Below are 15,573 nucleotides of genomic sequence, written 5' to 3' on the forward strand. Positions count from 1 at the left end.
CAGGAACGTTTTTGAACGTCGCTAGCGACGGCCCTGCAAGGGTGAATCTCAGGGATGAGATTCATATCTGCGCAATCCGAGCTTACATGGACGTACTTGCAGCGTCTTTACGATCTATCCGTTATTCCCGCTCTACGGATTTTGTTAGCAACCTCACGGGAACCCGAAGGTTCCCGTTTACTGTGTTGAAAGCAAGTTACGCCGCCAGCGTATGCTGCGCCATGTTCCCCAGCAGTGAGCCGATAAACTCGATGCGCTGCGGACGGTCGCTCAAATCCTTCATGAATTTCAGGCGAGTTGGGCCATCAAGACGGTAGGTGCCCGGATCGCGCTGTAGCAGGCCGATAAGGTGGGACGGATCGACACGGTTTTGCTCGCTGAATTCGATAAATCCCCCTTTCTCATTCCCTTCTATACGGCGAATACCCAGCGCCTGTGCCTGCTGACGCAGGGCAGCAATCTGCAACAGATAACGGCTTGCATCAGGAAGGAGGCCGAAGCGATCGATCAGTTCGACCTTCAGCTCATCCAGCTCGGCGGTGGTTTTCGCGCTGGCGATACGTTTGTATAGCGACAGGCGCGTATTGACGTCGGGAATGAAATCATCGGGCAGCAGGGCGGGCAAACGCAGTTCGACGTCGGTCTGACTGTTGATCAGATCCTCCAGCGATGGCTCCCGACCTGCTTTCAAGGCATCAACGGCGCTTTCCAACAGTTCCATATACAGCGAGAAACCGACGCTGGTCATCTGTCCACTCTGATCGTCCCCGAGCAGTTCACCTGCGCCACGGATTTCCAGATCGTGTGTTGCCAGCGCAAAACCGGCACCGAGGTCTTCCAATGAGGCGATAGCTTCCAGACGCTTCTGCGCATCGGTGCTCATCGCTTTAGGATTCGGCGTCAGCAGGTAAGCGTAAGCCTGATGGTGTGAACGCCCCACGCGACCACGCAACTGGTGCAGCTGTGCCAGCCCGAAGTGATCAGCACGCTCAATGATGATGGTATTGGCGCTTGGAATATCGATCCCCGTTTCGATGATCGTGGTACACACCAGCACGTTAAAACGCTGGTGATGGAAGTCGTTCATGACCCGTTCCAGTTCGCGTTCGCGCATCTGGCCGTGGCCGATCGCGATGCGCGCTTCCGGCACCAGCTCTGCCAGCCGCTGGGTGGCTTTCTCGATATTTTCGACGTCGTTATAGAGGTAATACACCTGTCCGCCGCGCAGAATTTCACGCAGAATCGCTTCGCGCACCACCAGATTGTCATATTCGCGCACGAACGTTTTTACCGCCAGACGGCGAGCAGGTGGGGTGGCGATGATCGACAGATCGCGCATCCCACTCATCGCCATGTTGAGCGTACGTGGAATCGGCGTAGCGGTCAGCGTCAGGATATCGACATCCGCCCGCATCGCTTTGATGCGCTCTTTATGGCGCACGCCGAAGCGGTGTTCTTCGTCCACAATCAGCAGCCCTAAGTCGCGCCAGCGTACGTCGCTCTGCAACAGCTTATGGGTGCCGATCAGAATATCGACTTTGCCTTCCTGCGTTTCCTCCAGCACCTGAGCTTGCTCACGCGCGCTGCGGAAGCGGGAGATCATTTCGATCTTCACCGGCCAGTTGGCAAAGCGATCGCGGAAGTTGTCAAAATGCTGCTGTGCCAACAGCGTTGTTGGTACCAGAACGGCAACCTGCTTATGGTTTTCAACCGCCAAAAACGCGGCGCGCATCGCCACTTCGGTTTTCCCAAAGCCGACATCGCCGCACACCAGACGATCCATCGCCAGCGGTCGGCACATGTCGCTCAGCACGGCGTTGATGGCCTGCGCCTGATCGGGCGTCGTTTCGAAGGGGAAACTTTCGCAGAAAAGCTGGTACTGCGTTTTGTCATGCTTAAACGCAAAACCGCTTTTCGCCGCACGCTGGGCATAAATATCCAGCAGCTCGGCGGCGACATCGCGCACTCTTTCTGCCGCTTTTTGTCGCGCGCGTGACCAGGCATCACCACCCAGTTTATGCAGCGGCGCATTCTCATCGGCACCGCCCGCATAGCGGCTGATCAAATGCAGCGAGGAAACGGGAACGTACAGCTTGTCTTCGCCTGCATAAGTCAAAATCAGGTATTCGGCCTTGATGCCGCCTGCTTCTAGCGTAGTCAGCCCTGCATAGCGGCCCACGCCGTGTTCGAGATGAACGACAGGCTGCCCCGGCCGCAGTTCTGCCAGATTACGGATCAGCGTATCGGTATTAATCGTGCGGCGATTATCCTGACGGCGGCGACTGACGCGTTCACCCAGCAAATCGCTTTCGCAGATCAACGCGCGCTGACGCAGCGTGTCGATAAAACCGTGTTCGCTGGCACCGATAATCAGGTAAGTGCCACGATCTTGAGCCTGCTCCAGCGTGCTGATGAGCGTCGGGTTCAGTTTGATACGCGCCAGCAGCTCTTGCAGCGTTTCGCGTCGGCCTTCGCTCTCGACGGAGAAAATGATCTGGCCTTCAAACTGTTCGATAAAACGACGCAGCGCATCCAGCGGGGATTTCTGCTGATGCTGAATTGCCAGCTCCGGCAGCGGCAGATAGGCCAGATTCACGTTGGCGGCTTTTTCCGGCAGCGTATCGGTTCTCAACTGCACGCGCGGCCACGCTTTCAGCTCCGTGAACAGACCGTCTACACGCAGCCAGAGTGAATCTGATGGCAGCAGTGGACGCATCGGATCGACACGGCGGCTTTCAAAACGCTGCTGAATATCCTGCCAGAAGCGCTCAGCGCTCTGTTCGATATTGCCCGTGTTGACGATCAACGTGTTGTTCGGGAAATAGCTGAACAGCGACGGCAGTGGTTCGCTGAAGAATAACGGCTGCCAGTATTCGATCCCGGCGGGCCAGACACCTTTGCTGACCTGCTGGTAAATGTGCTCTGCATCGCGTCGTACCTCAAACTGTTCGCGCCACTGGCTGCGGAAAAGTTCGATGGCGGTTTTATCGGTCGGGAACTCGTGGGCGGGCAGCAGATTAATATGCGGTACTTCGTTCAGCGTGCGCTGCGTATCCACATCGAATAGACGCAGGCTGTCGATCTCGTCGTCAAAGAAATCGATACGGTAGGGCTCTTCGCTCCCCATCGGGAACAGATCCAGCAGCGCGCCGCGCGTGGCATATTCACCATGTTCCATGACCTGATCGACGCTGCGGTAGCCCGCCTGCTCCAACTGCGAACGCAGCTTATCACGCGAGAGGCGCTGGCCTTTTTTCAACACCAGCGCATGGCCGTGCAGGAAACTGTGCGGACAAACGCGCTGCATCAGCGTGTTGACCGGCAGAATCAGGACGCCGCGCGTCATATTGGGCAATTGATAGAGCGTGGAAAGGCGGGTCGAAATAATTTCCTGATGCGGAGAAAAACTATCGTAGGGCAGCGTTTCCCAGTCAGGCAGGGTGGTGACATGCTGGTCGGTAAATTGCTGAATCTCATCACGCAATCGCAGAGCGTTTTGCATATCCGGCGCGATAAGCACCACCAGCCCGGCGTGGCGTTCAATGATTTCTGCACATTCAACGGCGCAGGCAGCACCGGTTAACTGGCCCAGCAGGCGCTGCTCACCCGCTTTGGGCGGCAGCGAATAACGGTAATTTTCAGGCATCATCTGATTATCGGGTCTCGCCTCCCTGCATCCGGCCAGGAATAAGAAAAAGCCGTAGAGTGAGGGTGTTAGGGTTCCATAAAGCAGTACTACCCTTTATTATCCTTGATCACTTTGCTTTGGCAACCTTATCCAGACGGATTTCATGTATCAACCTGTCGCTTTATTTATTGGCCTGCGTTACATGCGCGGGCGTGCATCAGACCGCTTCGGCCGGTTTGTCTCCTGGTTATCCGCCATTGGCATCACGCTGGGCGTGATGGCGCTGGTCACCGTGCTTTCCGTGATGAATGGCTTCGAGCGCGAACTGGAAGGCAATATTTTGGGCGTGATGCCTCAGGCGGTCATCTCCACGCCGCAAGGTTCGCTGAACCCGGCGTTGATTCCCGCTTCCACCCTAAACTCGCTGGAAGGCGTAACGCGCGTTGCGCCGCTGACGACGGGCGATGTGGTGCTGCAAAGCGCCCGCAGCGTCGCGGTGGGCGTGATGTTAGGCATTGATCCTGACGAACAGGAGCCGCTGTCACGCTATTTGGTTAACGTCAAACAGCAGCAGCTGCAATCCGGTCAGTATCAGGCCATTTTGGGCGAGACACTGGCCGCACAGCTGGGCGTTAAAGCCGGCGATCAAATTCGTATGATGGTCACGAGCGCCAGCCAGCTGACGCCGATGGGGCGTATCCCCAGCCAGCGTATCTTTACCGTCGCCGGCACCTTTGCTGCGAACAGCGAAGTCGATAGCTACCAGTTGTTAGTGAACCAGCAGGATGCCTCTCGCTTGATGCGCTACCCAGCGAACAACATTACCGGCTGGCGTTTGTGGCTGGAAAAGCCGCTGTCGGTCGATACGCTGAGCACGCAAACGCTGCCGGAAGGCACGGTCTGGAAAGACTGGCGTGAACGTAAAGGTGAGCTGTTTCAGGCCGTACGCATGGAAAAAAATATGATGGGGCTGTTGCTCAGCCTGATCGTCGCGGTGGCCGCGTTCAATATTATTACCTCGCTGGGTTTACTGGTGATGGAAAAACAGGGAGAAGTCGCCATTCTGCAAACGCAGGGGCTGACTCAACGTCAGATTATGGCGGTGTTTATGGTGCAAGGGGGGAGCGCTGGCGTTATTGGCGCGCTGTTAGGGGCAGTGCTGGGGACGCTATTGGCCAGCCAACTGAATACGCTGATGCCGATACTGGGCGTATTGCTGGATGGAGCTGCGTTGCCTGTAGATATTGATCCCATGCAGGTCGTGACGATCGCCATTTCTGCGATGGTCATTGCCCTCTTATCAACACTTTACCCGTCATGGCGCGCTGCCGCCGTTCAACCCGCTGAGGCTTTACGTTATGAGTGATTTACCGTTATTGCAGTGTACTAACCTGTCGAAGCGCTATCAGGACGGCAAGCTGTCTACCGACGTGTTACGCGATGTCTCATTTGAAATGAACAGCGGCGAGATGATGGCCATCGTCGGAAGCTCGGGTTCGGGCAAAAGTACGTTGCTGCATGTGCTGGGCGGGTTGGATACGCCGACGTCAGGTGAGGTTATCTTTAAAGGCCAGCCGCTGAATACGCTCTCAGCGGCGGCAAAATCGGATTTACGCAATCGCGAGCTGGGCTTTATTTATCAGTTCCACCATCTGCTGCCGGATTTTACCGCGTTGGAAAACGTCGCAATGCCGTTGCTGATTGGCAAAGTCCCGACGTCACAGGCACAGGATAAAGCCCGTGAAATGCTGGCGGCTGTTGGGCTGGAAGCACGCAGCCACCACCGTTCATCGGAGCTGTCCGGTGGTGAACGGCAGCGTGTCGCCATTGCCAGAGCGCTGGTTAACAGCCCGTCGCTGGTGCTGGCGGATGAGCCAACCGGTAACCTCGATCAGCGTACGACAGACACCATTTTTGAACTGCTGGGAGAGCTGAACGTCCGGCAGGGCACCGCCTTTCTGGTGGTGACGCATGACCTGCAACTGGCTAGCCGACTGAACCGTCAACTGGAAATGCGTGACGGTCAGTTGCAGAAGGAACTGACCCTGATGGGAGCGCGGCAATGAGATTTCCTCCGCTCTCGTTGCTGATTGGCCTGCGCTTTAGTCGCGGCCGTCGGCGTGGCGGCATGGTTTCGCTGATTTCGGTCATTTCGACGCTCGGGATTGCCCTCGGCGTAGCGGTGTTGATTCTCGGCCTGAGCGCGATGAATGGCTTTGAGCGCGAGCTGAACAACCGCATTTTGGCCGTGGTTCCGCACGGCGAGATCGCACCGGTCAATCAGCCTTTCGACGGCTGGCAGGACATTCTTCCGAAAATCGAACAGGTGCCTGGCGTGGCGGCCGCGGCGCCTTATATCAATTTCACCGGGCTGCTGGAGAACGGCGCCAAGCTTCAGGCGGTTCAGGTAAAAGGCGTCGATCCGCAGCAGGAGAAACGTCTTAGCGCGCTGCCCAACTATGTGCTGAATGATGCCTGGCAGCGCTTCCGCGCGGGTGAACAGCAGGTCATCATTGGTCAGGGCGTGGCAAAGGCGCTGAATGTGGTGGAAGGCGACTGGGTCACGGTGATGATCCCGAACAGCGACCCGGAAATGAGGCTGATGCAGCCGAAACGCATCCGGCTGCACGTCAGCGGTATTTTACAGCTGAGCGGCCAGCTCGATCATGGCTTAGCGCTGATTCCGTTGGCGGATGCCCAGCAGTATCTGGACATGGGGCAGAGCGTCACGGGGATCGCCATCAAGGCTAACGATGTGTTCTCCGCCAATAAACTGGTGCGCGATGCGGGCGAAGTCACGAAGGCTTATGTCACTATTCGCAGTTGGATTGGCACCTATGGTTATATGTACCGGGACATCCAGATGGTGAGAACCATCATGTATCTGGCGATGATCCTGGTGATTGGCGTGGCCTGTTTTAATATTGTTTCAACGCTGGTGATGGCGGTGAAAGACAAAAGTAGCGACATCGCGGTCTTGCGTACGCTGGGAGCCCCAGACGGGCTGATTCGGGCTATCTTTATTTGGTACGGGCTATTGGCTGGGCTGCTGGGTAGCGTGATAGGCGTTGTGATTGGCGTGATCGCGACCTTGCAATTGACGCCGATTATTCACGGCATTGAATCCCTCATCGGCCATAAGCTGCTGTCCGGCGACATCTATTTCATCGATTTCCTGCCATCTGAACTGCATGTAACGGATGTCTTGATCGTACTAGGCACATCACTGGTGCTGAGCCTGATTGCCAGCTGGTATCCGGCGCGACGCGCCAGCCGGATTGATCCTGCCCGCGTGTTGAGCGGACAGTAAGCCAAGCCAACGCACATGCGGCTTGAGAGATGACGGGGATAATCCCTATCGTGTGGGAAAGCGATCACACCCTAAGGAGCAGTCATGTACTACGGTTTTGACATGGGCGGCACGAAAATTGAGTTGGGCGTGTTCGACGCAGAGTTGAACAAAGTGTGGCAAAAGCGGGTGCCGACGCCGCGCACTAATTATGATGACCTGCTCACGACGCTGGTCGATCTGGTGCATGAAGCCGATGCGCAGGTTGGCATGCAGGGGAAAGTGGGTCTCGGCGTACCGGGCATGGAGACGGGGAACGACGGCGCGCTCTTCACCGCTAACCTGCCTGCGACGATGAGAAAACCGCTGCGTACGGATTTGTCGCAGCGTTTGCAGCGAGAGATTCGCATCAGCAACGATGCTAACTGCTTTGTGCTGTCGGAAGCCTGGGACGCGGAATTTCGTTCCTATCCTGTCGTGCTGGGTATGATTTTAGGCACGGGGCTGGGCGGTGGTCTGGTGATTAACGGACGTCCGGTCGACGGGCGCAATGGCATAGCAGGCGAGTTCGGCCATCTTCGCCTGCCGTCCGACGCGCTGGATATCATCGGCGTGGATATTCCCCGCGTGAAGTGCGGCTGCGGTCAATCAGGCTGCATCGAGAACTATATTTCTGGTCGCGGTTTTGAATGGCTGTACGAACATCTGTATGGCGAAGCGCTGCCTGCCGTGACCATCATCCGGCACTATCGCGGCGGAGAAGAAAAAGCGCTGGAGTTTGTCGATCGTTTTATGGATTTGCTGGCGGCCTGTCTGGGCAATCTGCTGACCCTGTTCGATCCACACCTGCTGGTGTTGGGCGGCGGCCTGTCGAATTTTGATGAGATTTATCAAATTCTGCCGACGCGCCTTCCTCCACGACTTTTACCGATTGCGAAACTGCCACGTATAGAGAAAGCGCGTCATGGCGATGCGGGCGGCGTACGTGGTGCGGCGTTGCTACACTTAATGGATAACTAGCTGGAGAAGGTATGTATACGCGTCAACGATTAGGGCGGTTTCATAAGGGAAAGCGTATGCGGCAGCAGCGTCTTCGTGCGCGTATTTTCCATCGTGATTATCTGGCAGCAAGCGAAGTGAAAAAACCGCGCGTGGTAGTACTGACGGGCGCAGGTATTTCAGCGGAATCGGGCATTCGTACCTTTCGTGCAGCCGATGGCCTGTGGGAAGAGCACCGCGTCGAGGATGTCGCGACGCCCGAAGGCTTTCAGCGTAATCCCGAGCTGGTGCAGGAATTTTATAACGCCCGTCGTCGTCAGCTACAGCAGCCGGAAATTGTACCGAATGCCGCGCATCTGGCATTAGCGAATCTGGAAGCGATGCTGGAAGATAACTTCCTGCTGATTACGCAAAACATCGATAACCTGCATGAACGTGCTGGCAGCAAGCGCATCATTCATATGCACGGTGAGTTACTGAAAGCACGCTGTAGCCAAAGTGGACAGATCGTTGAATGGACAGACGATCTCGCCGCTGGCGAACGCTGCCACTGCTGTCAATTTCCCGCGCCGTTACGCCCGCATGTGGTGTGGTTTGGTGAAATGCCGCTACACATGGACAAGATTTACCATGCGCTGTCGCAGGCCGATTACTTTATTGCGATTGGCACGTCGGGCCATGTTTATCCGGCTGCCGGTTTTGTGCATGAGGCCCATTCGCACGGTGCCTACACGCTGGAGCTGAATCTGGAACCCAGCCAGGTAGAAAGCCAGTTTGATGAAAAAATTTACGGCCCCGCCAGCACCGTAGTGCCAGAGTTTGTCGCTGCCTGGCTGACGCGCGGTCAAAGCATCAAGTTTTAAGCGTCCGCAAAAAGTATTAAACGCCCGCAAAAAGAGAAAACGTCATGAATCGTATGAGGACGGCGTTTTCTCTTTCCGGTCGTTGCCGCAGCAACATTCGTCAAGCTGATCGAACGGCAACATCGCGGCGTGATTAAAGAAACAATATTCACTCTCGCTACAGCGAGCATGCGCAGCAGTTTCTGTCGGCGCGTCCGCCTGCGGATGTGGCGGCTGTTGGCTGTCATGGTGTGACGAAGCTCCATGAAGAGACCGTGTTCCATGAAAAGATAAGGTTCGTCGGAAAAAGCCCAGCATAGCGTTACCCTCACGGTATCTCATCACGATAGGCATGAGATAATTATGTTAATGAGAGTGATTCTCATCAATGTAAGCTAAGCGTAGTTGATAATGTGATGATGGGGGAATGACAATTGTCAAAAAGTATATCCAAAATTGTTCTATCCACCCGTCATGCCTGAATCGACAAAGGCTTAGAACGATCAGAATGTCCGTCTGGCTTCGGCAGCCAGTGCTTTCAGGTAATTCAGATCGCACAATTCCACTTGATGACCCCGATAGGTAATGTGGCCTTGCCGTTTCCAGTCGGACATCAATCGACTCAATGTTTCACCGCGCATCCCTAATGACGTCGCGAGTTGGCCTCGACTCACCGGTAATGTCAATTGCTGGGTTTGCTGAATGTGGTGCTGGCGCAGCAGGTAATCTGCCAGGCGCTGCGGTGCGGAACTGGACGTCAGCCAGTCGATTTGGTTGATCGTCGAGTAGAGTTTTTTGCCCAGATAATTCAGCAAACGCAGCGCCAGTTCCGGGCGCTGCAAACAAAACTGATGAATATCCTGCCGTGGGATCATCAGCGTGTGGCCATCGCTCTGCGCGCGGATATTCATCGGGAAGCGGCCATGATCCATAAACACCGCGGCGATGGCGACAAATTCTCCGCGTTCAAACTGCCCGAAAATCTTTTCATCTCCGCCATAGGTATGGCGAAAAGCCTGCAACTTTCCTGCTTCAACCAGCAAACAGTGCTGCATTTTGTCGCCTTCGCGAAACAGAACGTCATCCTGCTGGAAAAACAGACGCTCGCTTTTTGCCAATAGTTCACACACCACTTCGCTGGGTTCACCGCGCATCCAGTCATGCTGAAACAGCACGTCACCGTATTCATCGGGCGATAGCGCTTTTTTGACAAATGTCATTTGCCCTCCCAGAGGCTGGTATTACCATCAAACTAGTAAATGAAAATAATAATCACTTGCATGAATTCAGCAAGCAAAATCACGGCACGCTGAATCGAGAATAACGGAGAGTTTCCATGAAAGAAAATATCCTTCCTGCGGCACAGGCGCTGGTTCTCCATGAATTGATTACCCCAACCGAGCACGGTATCGCCAGTCGCGTGTTGGCCCGTACCGACGGCGGCAATGTCACGCTGTTTGCCTTCGACCAAGGGCAGGGACTGAGTGAACACAGTGCCCCTTATGATGCACTGGTTATGGTACTTGAAGGTGAACTATTGCTGACGATCGGTGGCGAACCCGTCGTCGCGCAGCCCGGCACGCTGGTGCGTATGCCCGCCAATATCCCGCATGCCGTGGATGCTCAGCAGTCGTCACGCATGTTGCTGACCATGTTGAAGACGCTGAAAACCGACTAAGCGCTATTCCATTAAGCGCTACACGGCTACCGCGATAACACCGAATTAAGGAGTGACAGTATGAGCGATCATGAAGCAGGACATAAATTTTTAGCCCGATTGGGGAAAAAACGTCTGCGCCCCGGCGGCAGAAAGGCAACTGAATGGCTGCTCAGTCAGGCTGGGTTCCGGCAGGACAGCGTAGTATTGGAAGTCGCCTGCAATATGGGCACCACGGCGATGGAGATTGCGCGTCGTTTTGGCTGTCAGGTCATCGGCGCGGATATGGATAAAGTGGCGCTACAGAAAGCGCAGGAGAATGTTGCAGCAAACGGCTTGGCATCGCAGGTCACGATTATGCAGGCGAATGCGCTGGAGCTGCCGTTTCCCGATAATCACTTTGACGTGGTGATTAATGAGGCCATGCTGACGATGTATGCCGACAAGGCCAAGAGCCGCATTATTGCCGAATATTATCGCGTGCTGAAACCGGGTGGTCGCCTGATTACCCATGACATCATGCTGCTTTCCGAGAAGGATACCGGGGCCTTGCAGGCGGTGGAACAGATGCACAAAGCGATCAACGTGCATGCTCAACCGATGCTGCGTGAGCGCTGGGTGACGCTGTTTCAGGAATGTGGTTTTAGCAAGGTCAGCTACGATAACGGCGCAATGACGCTGCTGACGCCACAAGGGCTGATTTATGATGAGGGTGTAGCGGGGGCGGCACGCATCGTAAAAAATGCGCTGAAAAAAGAAAATCGCAGCATGTTCTTCAACATGTTTCATACTTTCCGCCGCAATCGAAACCAGCTTAACTATATTGCGGTATGCAGCACTAAGTAATGGCCGCATTCATTTTGATTGCGTCGCGGTAACAAGGAAAAAGCGTGTAAGGCAGGCGAAATCGTTTAACATACGTGACAATACGTTATCTTAACTGCGCTTTTTTATCGCGCTGGATTCCTTGTTACGGTGAACAATGCAGCCATTATCGCCGGGTGATATCCCGCTAAAGCATGCGACGCAGTTACCCCATTACAGCCAGCTAAAACAACAGCAGTGCAGACGCGATCGCCGGAGTCTGATACTGCTGTTGGCGTTTCTCGCGCTTACGCTGGTCGTCAGCCTGTGCGCCGGTGAGCGCTGGATTTGGCCGACGGGCTGGCTGGATGACGCTCAGCAGCTCTTTGTCTGGCAGCTACGTTTGCCCAGAACGCTGGCCGTGATGCTGGTGGGGGCGAGTTTGGCGATGTCGGGCACGGTGATGCAGGCCGTCTTTGATAATCCGCTGGCAGAACCGGGGCTGCTGGGCGTCGCCAACGGCGCAGGCGTGGCCTTAGTGCTGACGGTACTGCTGGGGCAGGGATTGCTGCCTGTCTGGATGTTAAGTCTGAGCGCCATTGCTGGCGCGCTGCTGATTACCTTTCTGTTACTCCATTTTGCCCGTCGTCATATTTCCAACACCCGCTTATTACTCATCGGCATTGCGCTCGGGATTATCTGTAGCGCGGTGATGACCTGGGCCGTCTACTTCAGTACCAGCCTCGACTTACGCCAACTGATGTATTGGATGATGGGCGGCTTCAGCGGCATTGACTGGCGACATGGCTGGTTGATGCTGACGCTTTTGCCGCTGCTGCTGTGGCTGAGTCGTCAGGGTGCGGTACTGAACGGGTTGACGCTCGGTGAGATTCAGGCGCGTCAGTTGGGCATTCCGGTCTATCGCTGGCGCACGATTCTCGTGCTGGTGATGGGCGTACAAGTTGGGTTGAGCGTAGCGCTGGCCGGCATCATCGCGTTTATTGGTTTGGTGATCCCACACATGTTGCGGCTGTGCGGGCTGACCGATCAGCGCTATTTATTGACGGGATGTGCGTTGGCCGGCGGCGGTGTTCTGCTGCTGGCGGATACCGTTGCGCGTGTTGCGCTGAGTTCAGCCGAGTTGCCGATAGGCGTGGTTACCGCTACGCTGGGATCGCCATGGTTTATCTGGCTACTGTTACGTAATCGACTGTAGCGATATGTCTTGTTCTATCCACTTTTGTTTATCAATTCTTGTTTTATCACTGAAGGGAGCAAAACGATGAGCACTGAAATCTATGCTATTCCGCTGACCACCATTGATGGGAAAGCGACAACGTTTGAGGCGTTTAAAGGGCAGGTGGCTTTAGTCGTTAACGTCGCCTCTCAGTGCGGCCTGACTAAACAATACGACGCGCTGGAAAAGCTCTACGAAACTCATCGCGACAAAGGTCTGGTCGTGCTGGGATTCCCCTCCAATGAATTTGCAGGACAGGAGCCGGGCTCGGAAGAAGAAATTCAGGAATTCTGCCGTGGGACGTTTGGCGTGCAGTTCCCGATGTTCAGCAAGATTGAAGTCAATGGCGAGAACCGTCACCCGCTGTACCACGTGTTGATTCGCGAGCAGCCGGAAGCCAACGGGACCTGGAAAAGTGACTTTTTTGCGCGGTTGGTCAATAAAGGCCGTAAGCCTAAAAACCCGGAAGATATTCTGTGGAATTTCGAAAAATTCCTGGTGGATCGCGAAGGACGCGTGATTGATCGTTTTGCGCCGGATATGGCACCTGACCATGACACCATCGTGAAAGCGATCGAAGAAGCGCTGGCAAAATAAGTGACGCAGCAGACTTCCCCGGTATTGCAGCTGCGGCAGGCTGGTGCCTCGCCGCGTTTGTCGCCGATGAGTGCAGAGTGCCGTCGCGGTGAGTTGCTGCATATCATCGGCCCGAACGGGGCCGGAAAGAGCACGTTGCTGGCAAGAGCCGCGGGTTTGCTGGCGGGAGAAGGCGAGGTCTATCTGGCTGGCACGCCGTTGTCGCAGTACACGGCAGCGGATCTGGCTGTGCGCCGCGCCTATCTGGCACAGCAGCAACCGCCTCTCGCGTTGATGCCGGTATTCCAGTATTGGCAACGGCATCAACCGCCGCTGGCTCAGGAAGACGCGGTCGAAAAGGTGGTGCATTTTCTGGCGGAACGCCTGATGTTAACCGATAAGCTGGCGCGCCCGCTCACTCAGCTGTCGGGAGGCGAGTGGCAGCGCGTTCGGCTGGTGGCGGCGCTGTTGCAGATTTGGCCGACCCTCAATCCGCACGCGCGTTTGCTGCTGCTGGACGAACCGACCAATAGCCTCGATGTGGCTCAGCAGGTGGCACTGGATGCGTTACTGAGTGAACTCTGTCGTTTGGGTATCGCCGTCGTGGTTTGCGCACACGATCTGAACCACAGTGCCCATCATGCGGATCGCGTGTGGCTGCTGTCGGCGGGGATGTTGGTGGCGCAGGGCGAGACGGCGGAGGTCATGCTGCCGGAGGTGCTGTCTCCTGTATTTGGTGTCGAGTTTCAGCGGCACGTGGTTGATGGCAGAAACTGGATCATCACGCGCAGTGCCTAGCGCTGTGAGAAAATGGCGTCGTCAGAAAATAGGAAAAATCGCCTTTACTTGCCAGCTACCCCGATTAAACGCTAAATTAATCCAATACCTAGCATTTTCAAACGCTAGAGGACTATGGCCTCGGCGGTTTTATGGTAATCGCGCATGATACGTTTACGACAGGGGTTGACGTTACAATATAGAGCGATCCTACGATATAGTTTGATCCTCGCCAGCCTGATTTTGGTCGGCTGTAGCAGTAGTCGGCATAATAATCCGCCGCCGAATGCGCGTCTGAGCGATTCAATTATGGTGATGGTGCAGCTAAACGATCAACTGGGGCAATGGTACAGAACGCCTTATCGCTACGGCGGACTGGATCGTAACGGTGTCGATTGTTCCGGTTTCGTCTACCTGACGTTCCGCGATAGGTTTGGTATGCAGTTGCCGCGCACCACGGAAGCACAAACCGAACTGGGTGAACGCGTTGACCGTGAAAACCTGTTACCGGGTGATTTGGTCTTTTTCAAAACCGGCAGCGGCAGCAGTGGGCTGCACGTCGGAATTTATGATAAAGACGACCAGTTTATTCATGCCTCCACCAGTCAGGGCGTAATCCGCTCGTCGCTGGATAACGTGTACTGGAAACGGGCGTACTGGCAGGCCCGCCGCATCTAATTTCCCCTCTTTTATTATGCTTACAGCACGGAGCTGCTCATGTCCTCTCTGCGTTTACTCATCTCTGACTCTTACGATCCCTGGTTTAATCTGGCCGTTGAGGAGTGCATCTTCCGCCAGATGCCCACCACGCAGCGGGTGCTATTTTTGTGGCGCAATGCGGAAACCGTAGTTATTGGCCGTGCCCAGAACCCGTGGAAAGAGTGCAATACGCGGCGGATGGAAGAGGATGGCATCAAGCTGGCACGGCGCAGCAGCGGCGGCGGGGCGGTCTTTCACGATCTCGGCAACACCTGCTTTACCTTCATGGCGGGCAAGCCGGAATACGATAAAAGCGTTTCAACGCAGATTGTTCTGGATGCACTTAGTTCGCTGGGGTTAAAAGCTAGCGCCTCGGGCCGTAACGATCTGGTGGTCGAAACCGCGGACGGCGTGCGCAAGGTATCCGGTTCTGCCTATCGCGAAACCAAAGATCGCGGCTTTCATCATGGTACGCTGCTGCTGAACGCCGATCTCAGCCGCTTAGCGGACTATTTGAACCCGGATGTTAAGAAGCTCCAGGCAAAAGGGATTACGTCCGTACGTTCCCGCGTCGCCAATCTGGTGGAATTACTGCCCTCTGTCGATCATCAGGTCATTAGTCAGGCGGTGACGCAGGCCTTCTTTGATTATTTCGGCGAACAGTGCGAACCGGAAATTATCTCGCCTTCCGCCTACCCAGACCTACCGGGATTCAGCGAACAGTTTGCGCGTCAAAGTAGTTGGGAATGGAACTTCGGTCAGGCTCCGGATTTCTCGCATTTACTCGATAACCGCTTTACCTGGGGCGGGGTTGAATTACATTTCGATGTGGAGCGTGGCGTGATCGTCCGCGCGCAGATTTATACCGATAGCCTGAACCCCGCACCGTTAGAAGCACTTGCCTCCGCATTGCAGGGAACGGCATATCGCCCGGAAGCCTTGGCGGCAGCGTGCCAGGCACTGATTAGCGCTTTCCCCGAACAGCAAAACGAATTGCAGGAACTGGCCGATTGGCTGGCGCAGAGTCTGCGCTAATACGGCAGAACGGTATTTTTAGGAATAAAT

At 55.3% G+C, this 15,573-nt stretch carries 14 protein-coding genes; 12 read left to right on the forward strand and 2 right to left on the reverse strand.

The genetic code is table 11. The features are described 5' to 3' along the window. Window positions 1-196: 196 nt before the first annotated feature. The gene (gene mfd / locus MYB54_RS08525) at window positions 197-3,649 is read right to left on the reverse strand and encodes a transcription-repair coupling factor (protein ID WP_014915823.1); all 3,453 of its coding nucleotides are present in this window, start codon (window positions 3,647-3,649) and stop codon (window positions 197-199) included. Window positions 3,650-3,791: 142 nt separating this feature from the next. On the opposite strand from mfd, the gene lolC reads away from it, so the two are divergent. From lolC to cobB, 5 genes are all read left to right on the forward strand, one after another. Beyond that, window positions 3,792-4,994, forward strand: a complete 1,203-nt coding sequence (gene lolC, locus MYB54_RS08530) for a lipoprotein-releasing ABC transporter permease subunit LolC (protein WP_039285980.1) — start codon at window positions 3,792-3,794, stop codon at window positions 4,992-4,994. Beyond that, entirely contained in the window at window positions 4,987-5,694 is a 708-nt protein-coding gene (gene lolD / locus MYB54_RS08535; RefSeq protein WP_014915821.1) for a lipoprotein-releasing ABC transporter ATP-binding protein LolD, read from the forward strand. The genes lolC and lolD overlap by 8 nt, the downstream gene beginning before the upstream one ends. Next, window positions 5,691-6,938 (forward strand): lipoprotein-releasing ABC transporter permease subunit LolE, encoded by a 1,248-nt coding sequence (gene lolE / locus MYB54_RS08540; RefSeq protein WP_248721800.1) that lies wholly within the window; start codon window positions 5,691-5,693, stop codon window positions 6,936-6,938. The genes lolD and lolE overlap by 4 nt, the downstream gene beginning before the upstream one ends. A gap of 84 nt (window positions 6,939-7,022) precedes the next feature. Next, window positions 7,023-7,937: an N-acetylglucosamine kinase gene (gene nagK, locus MYB54_RS08545; RefSeq protein ID WP_039551971.1), complete on the forward strand. Its 915-nt coding sequence runs from the start codon at window positions 7,023-7,025 to the stop codon at window positions 7,935-7,937. Between the two features lie 11 nt (window positions 7,938-7,948). Then, entirely contained in the window at window positions 7,949-8,779 is an 831-nt protein-coding gene (gene cobB / locus MYB54_RS08550; RefSeq protein ID WP_039504839.1) for a Sir2 family NAD+-dependent deacetylase, read from the forward strand. Between the two features lie 482 nt (window positions 8,780-9,261). Here cobB and MYB54_RS08555 read toward each other — a convergent pair whose 3' ends face one another. Next, window positions 9,262-9,978 (reverse strand): Crp/Fnr family transcriptional regulator, encoded by a 717-nt coding sequence (locus tag MYB54_RS08555; protein ID WP_248721801.1) that lies wholly within the window; start codon window positions 9,976-9,978, stop codon window positions 9,262-9,264. Window positions 9,979-10,094: 116 nt separating this feature from the next. Between MYB54_RS08555 and MYB54_RS08560 the strand changes: the two genes are divergently transcribed. The 7 genes from MYB54_RS08560 to lplA all read left to right on the forward strand — a co-directional run bounded on the left by MYB54_RS08560 (window position 10,095) and on the right by lplA (window position 15,543). Beyond that, the gene (locus MYB54_RS08560; RefSeq protein ID WP_205591514.1) at window positions 10,095-10,436 is read left to right on the forward strand and encodes a cupin domain-containing protein; all 342 of its coding nucleotides are present in this window, start codon (window positions 10,095-10,097) and stop codon (window positions 10,434-10,436) included. Window positions 10,437-10,496: 60 nt separating this feature from the next. Then, the gene (locus MYB54_RS08565; RefSeq protein ID WP_010276290.1) at window positions 10,497-11,261 is read left to right on the forward strand and encodes a class I SAM-dependent methyltransferase; all 765 of its coding nucleotides are present in this window, start codon (window positions 10,497-10,499) and stop codon (window positions 11,259-11,261) included. Window positions 11,262-11,397: 136 nt separating this feature from the next. Further along, on the forward strand, window positions 11,398-12,435 hold the full coding sequence (gene btuC / locus MYB54_RS08570) for a vitamin B12 ABC transporter permease BtuC (protein ID WP_180791452.1): 1,038 nt from the start codon (window positions 11,398-11,400) through the stop codon (window positions 12,433-12,435). Between the two features lie 66 nt (window positions 12,436-12,501). Further along, a complete protein-coding gene (locus tag MYB54_RS08575; protein WP_014915813.1) occupies window positions 12,502-13,053 on the forward strand; it encodes a glutathione peroxidase in 552 nt (183 codons plus the stop codon). Then, window positions 13,054-13,830, forward strand: a complete 777-nt coding sequence (gene btuD, locus MYB54_RS08580; RefSeq protein WP_205594141.1) for a vitamin B12 ABC transporter ATP-binding protein BtuD — start codon at window positions 13,054-13,056, stop codon at window positions 13,828-13,830. 144 nt (window positions 13,831-13,974) lie between these two features. After that, window positions 13,975-14,487, forward strand: a complete 513-nt coding sequence (locus MYB54_RS08585) for a C40 family peptidase (protein WP_043901879.1) — start codon at window positions 13,975-13,977, stop codon at window positions 14,485-14,487. A 39-nt stretch (window positions 14,488-14,526) separates the two neighbouring features. Continuing rightward, window positions 14,527-15,543, forward strand: coding sequence for a lipoate--protein ligase (lplA, locus tag MYB54_RS08590; protein WP_014915811.1), 1,017 nt, complete (start codon window positions 14,527-14,529; stop codon window positions 15,541-15,543). The last annotated feature ends 30 nt before the right edge of the window (window positions 15,544-15,573 follow it).

The organism is Pectobacterium nicotianae, assembly GCF_023272715.1.
Taxonomy (GTDB): domain Bacteria; phylum Pseudomonadota; class Gammaproteobacteria; order Enterobacterales; family Enterobacteriaceae; genus Pectobacterium; species Pectobacterium brasiliense.

Coding starts and splice junctions, on each gene's coding strand:
- mfd (WP_014915823.1), bottom strand. CDS start 3,649: ATGATGCCTGAAAATTACCGTTATTCGCTGCCGCCCAAAGCGGGTGAG.
- lolC (WP_039285980.1), top strand. CDS start 3,792: ATGTATCAACCTGTCGCTTTATTTATTGGCCTGCGTTACATGCGCGGG.
- lolD (WP_014915821.1), top strand. CDS start 4,987: ATGAGTGATTTACCGTTATTGCAGTGTACTAACCTGTCGAAGCGCTAT.
- lolE (WP_248721800.1), top strand. CDS start 5,691: ATGAGATTTCCTCCGCTCTCGTTGCTGATTGGCCTGCGCTTTAGTCGC.
- nagK (WP_039551971.1), top strand. CDS start 7,023: ATGTACTACGGTTTTGACATGGGCGGCACGAAAATTGAGTTGGGCGTG.
- cobB (WP_039504839.1), top strand. CDS start 7,949: ATGTATACGCGTCAACGATTAGGGCGGTTTCATAAGGGAAAGCGTATG.
- MYB54_RS08555 (WP_248721801.1), bottom strand. CDS start 9,978: ATGACATTTGTCAAAAAAGCGCTATCGCCCGATGAATACGGTGACGTG.
- MYB54_RS08560 (WP_205591514.1), top strand. CDS start 10,095: ATGAAAGAAAATATCCTTCCTGCGGCACAGGCGCTGGTTCTCCATGAA.
- MYB54_RS08565 (WP_010276290.1), top strand. CDS start 10,497: ATGAGCGATCATGAAGCAGGACATAAATTTTTAGCCCGATTGGGGAAA.
- btuC (WP_180791452.1), top strand. CDS start 11,398: ATGCAGCCATTATCGCCGGGTGATATCCCGCTAAAGCATGCGACGCAG.
- MYB54_RS08575 (WP_014915813.1), top strand. CDS start 12,502: ATGAGCACTGAAATCTATGCTATTCCGCTGACCACCATTGATGGGAAA.
- MYB54_RS08585 (WP_043901879.1), top strand. CDS start 13,975: ATGATACGTTTACGACAGGGGTTGACGTTACAATATAGAGCGATCCTA.
- lplA (WP_014915811.1), top strand. CDS start 14,527: ATGTCCTCTCTGCGTTTACTCATCTCTGACTCTTACGATCCCTGGTTT.